Source organism: Roseateles sp. P5_E11, assembly GCF_054049355.1.
In genome coordinates, this window is record NZ_JBFUMO010000542.1 from 1 (window position 1) to 3,957 (window position 3,957).

Here is a 3,957-nt window from a genome sequence, read left to right on the forward strand (position 1 = left end):
ATCTGATGCCGTGCCGAGAAGTCCAGCATGGTCTTCAGGACGGAGGGCGGCGGTGTGGGTGAGGCCGACAGGCTCTTCTGCCAGCTCAGCAGGCCGCCACTCTTCAATGCCATCGCGTCGGTGACGACGCCGACCAGATGCATGCGGCCCTTGGGTGCCAGCGTGACCAGCAGTGCGTCCCAGTTCAATGCGGCGCCCACGGTGATGAGCAGGAAGTCCAGGCTGCCGGCGGCGGCTTTCAGCTCGGCCTTGTCGACGCTGGACAGCGTCTTGTGCGCGCCCAGTGCGAGGGCTTCGTCGCGCTTGGAGGGCGACGACGTGAAGGCCGTGACCTCGCAGCCCCAGGCACGTGCGAACTTGACGGCCAGGTGACCCAGGCCGCCGATGCCGACGACGCCGACGCGGTCGGTCGGCTTGATGGCATGCAGTACAAAGGGCAGGAAGACCGTGCCACCGCCGCACATCAGTGGGCCCGCCGCGACCGGGTCCAGCGCATCGGGCAGGGGCACGGCCCAACTCCAGTGGGCGCGCAGCCGGTCCGCGAAGCCGCCATGGCGGCCGATCAGCGTCGGCTGGCGCTTGCCGCACAGATGCTGCTCGCCGCCAAGGCAGAAATTGCAATGCGTGCAGCTGCTGGCATGCCAGCCCACACCGACGCGCTGGCCGATCTGCCGGCCCTTGGCATGGGCGCCCAGGGCCGTGACGCGGCCAATGACCTCGTGGCCGGGCACCACGGGGTAGGCGGCCGGGAACCACTCGCTGTCGATCATGGCCAGGTCGGAGTGGCAGATGCCGCAGTGCTCGACGGTGACTTCGACGTCCTCGTCGCCCAGCGGGCCGGGGTCGTAGTCGAAGGGTTGCAGGGCGCCGCCGGGGGCGAGGGCGGCGTRGGCGCGGATGTTGGACATGCGGGTCTCCTGTTGTGTGGGGCCTACTGGAGCGGGTGAGCCTTGAAGAACTGCCAGATCGTGTCGGTTGCATCGACCTCGGTATGGGGCCAGATGTGGCCCATGCCGTCGATGCGCAGCAGCCTGACCTCTGAGTTGCCCGTGCAGCCCGCGTAGCGGATGGTCTGGAGCGCTCCGGGCTGGGCGTCCTGGACGAGTTTGGGCTGGCAACGGTTGTGGGCGGCCCATCCGGCCAGGGCCTCCGGCACGCTTTCCACCCACTCGGGGCCGCGGTCGGCATGACCTTCGTAGGAGTTGGTCGAGTCCGCCAGGCCGTGCACGGTCAGCACCGGCACGGCGCGGCCCGCGCAGGGGCCGAACCAGCGCAGCCCGCCGACCGGTGCGATGGCTGCGATGCGGTGGTTCAGGCGGCAGYCGAGCAGAGAGGACATGCGCCCGCCGCCTGAGAAGCCGGTCGAATAGACCCGCTTCGGGTCGATGCAGACCTGGGCGGCAATGTGGTCGATGACATCGGACACGTACTGCACATCGTCGGCGCGGGTGCTGGCCACCGGCACATTCCAGCGCGAGTCTTCCGCCTGCAGTGTGGCGACAGCGAAGCCCTCTCGCGCCGCCAGTGTCTCGAAGCCGCTTTCCCTGGCGCGCCCCGCGGTCTTGCCGCCCGTGCCGTGCAGGTCGAAGACCAGCGGGAGCTGGCTGCGGCCCGCGACGGCAGGCGGCACGAAGAGTCGATAAGTCCGCGTGCGGCCACCCGAGGTCAGCTCGCGCATCTCGCCGGCGACCGGCGTCAGGGCGCAGGTCTGTGCCCTGGCGGGCGGCGAGAGGGTGTACAGCGCCAGCAGGACGGCGGCGACGAAAAACAGGCGCACTTGAAGTCCTCCGAGGTCAGGCGACGTCTTGGGCGTAGACGATGAAGCCCATGTGATGCGCAACCTTGTCGTACAGCGCGCGGCCCGTGGCGTTGGTGGTGTGCGTCTGCCAGTAGACGCGCTTGATGCCCGCCTCGCGGGCCGCCGCATACACGGCCTCGATCAGGGCGCGGCCCACGCCGCGGCCACGCGCCTCAGGTGTCGTGAACAGGTCCTGCAGATAGCAGGTCAGCTCGACGCGCGTCGTGCTGCGGTGATAGAGGTAGTGCACGAGGCCGAGCAGCTGGCCGCTTTCATCTTCGGCGACCAGTGCATGAACCGGTTCGGTGGCGTCGAAGAAGCGCGCCCAGGTGGTCTCGGTGACCTCAGCGGGCAGTGCGGTCTCGCCGGCACGGCCGTAGAAGGCGTTGTAGCCGTCCCAGAGGGGCTGCCAGGCGGCGCGGTCGGTGGGCTGGAGGGGGCGGACTTGGGTCATATCGGGTGGTCAAGGTTGACCACCCGATTGTGTAGGCGTCAGGCCGAGGCGACCGGGATGCCGACGGCCTTGCCCGAGGCGATACGCTGCTTCCACTCCGCCGGGCCGGTGATGTGGGCGCTGGTGCCGGTGGCGTCGACCGCCACGGTGACGGGCATGTCCACCACGTCGAACTCGTAGATGGCTTCCATGCCGAGGTCCTCGAAGCCGACGACCTTGGCGCCCTTGATCGCTTTGCTGACCAGGTAGGCCGAACCGCCGACCGCCATCAGGTAGGCGCTCTTGTGGTTCTTGATGGACTCGATGGCGACCGGCCCGCGTTCGGCCTTGCCGACCATGGCGATCAGGCCGGTCTTGGCCAGCATCATGTCGGTGAACTTGTCCATGCGCGTGGCGGTCGTCGGGCCGGCCGGGCCCACCACCTCGTCTCGCACCGGGTCCACGGGGCCGACGTAGTAGATGGCGCGGTTGGTGAAGTCCACCGGCAGCGGCTCACCCTTGGCCAGCATGTCCTGGATGCGCTTGTGGGCGGCGTCGCGGCCGGTCAGCATCTTGCCGTTCAGCAGCAGCGTCTCGCCGGCCTTCCAGGTGGCGACGATGTCCGGCGTCAGCGTGTTCAGGTCGACGCGCCGGCTCTTGTTGTAGTCGGGCGCCCAGTTCACGTCGGGCCACAGGTCCAGGCTGGGCGGCTCGAGGTAGCTCGGGCCGCTGCCATCCAGCACGAAGTGGGCGTGGCGCGTGGCCGCGCAGTTCGGGATCATGGCGATGGGCTTGCTGGCTGCATGCGTCGGGAAGGTCTTGATCTTCACGTCCAGCACGGTCGTCAGGCCGCCCAGGCCCTGCGCGCCGATGCCCAAGGCGTTGACCTTCTCGTACAGCTCGATGCGCATCTCTTCGAGCTTGTTCTGCGGGCCGCGCTGCAGCAGCTCGTACATGTCGATGTCTTCCATCAGCGCCTGCTTGGCCAGCAAGGCGGCCTTCTCGGCCGTGCCGCCGACGCCGATGCCCAGCATGCCGGGCGGGCACCAGCCGGCGCCCATGGTCGGCACGGTCTTCAGCACCCAGTCGACGATGTCGTCGCTGGGGTTGAGCATGTAGACCTTGCTCTTGTTCTCACTGCCACCGCCCTTGGCCGCGACGATGACGTCCACGGTGTTGCCGGGCACCAGCTCCATCTGCACAACGGCGGGCGTGTTGTCCTTCGTGTTTTTGCGCGCAAATATGGGGTCATCCAGCACGCTGGCGCGCAGCTTGTTGTCCGGGTTGAGGTAACCCTGGCGCACGCCTTCATTGATGGCGTCCTCGATGCTGCCGGCAAAGCCTTCCCAGCGCACGTCCATGCCGATCTTCAGGAAGACATTGACGATGCCGGTGTCCTGGCAGATCGGGCGGCGGCCTTCCGCGCACATGCGGCTGTTGGTGAGGATCTGCGCGATGGCGTCCTTGGCGGCGGGCGAGGCCTCGCTCTCGTAGGCGCGGGCCAGGTGGGCGATGTAGTCGGCCGGGTGGTAGTAGCTGATGTACTGCAGGGCGGCAGCAACGCTGTCGATGAGGTCTTGCTGGCGGATCGTGGTCATTTGGAGGGCAGACAAGCTTGGGGGCGGGCGGAATTATCGGTGGCCGCAAAGATGAGAAGGGTTCTCATCCTGGCTATGCTGAAAGCCAACCCCGCCTTCGTGAGAACCGTCATGAGCAGCACCCGCAT

The 3,957-nt window shown here is 67.8% G+C and carries 4 protein-coding genes; all 4 read right to left on the minus strand.

Features of this window, described 5'->3' with window-relative positions; translation table 11 throughout:
• The coding region (gene ahr / locus ACXJKR_RS26555) for an NADPH-dependent aldehyde reductase Ahr (protein WP_457325363.1) at positions 1–908 on the minus strand (908 nt) is incomplete at its 3' end.
• Positions 909–931: 23 nt separating this feature from the next.
• Positions 932–1,777: an alpha/beta hydrolase family esterase gene (locus ACXJKR_RS26560; RefSeq protein WP_457325364.1), complete on the minus strand. Its 846-nt coding sequence runs from the start codon at positions 1,775–1,777 to the stop codon at positions 932–934.
• A 16-nt stretch (positions 1,778–1,793) separates the two neighbouring features.
• Positions 1,794–2,252, minus strand: coding sequence for an N-acetyltransferase family protein (locus tag ACXJKR_RS26565; RefSeq protein WP_457325365.1), 459 nt, complete (start codon positions 2,250–2,252; stop codon positions 1,794–1,796).
• Positions 2,253–2,290: 38 nt separating this feature from the next.
• Entirely contained in the window at positions 2,291–3,829 is a 1,539-nt protein-coding gene (locus ACXJKR_RS26570) for a fumarate hydratase (protein WP_457325366.1), read from the minus strand.
• Between the last annotated feature and the right edge of the window lie 128 nt (positions 3,830–3,957).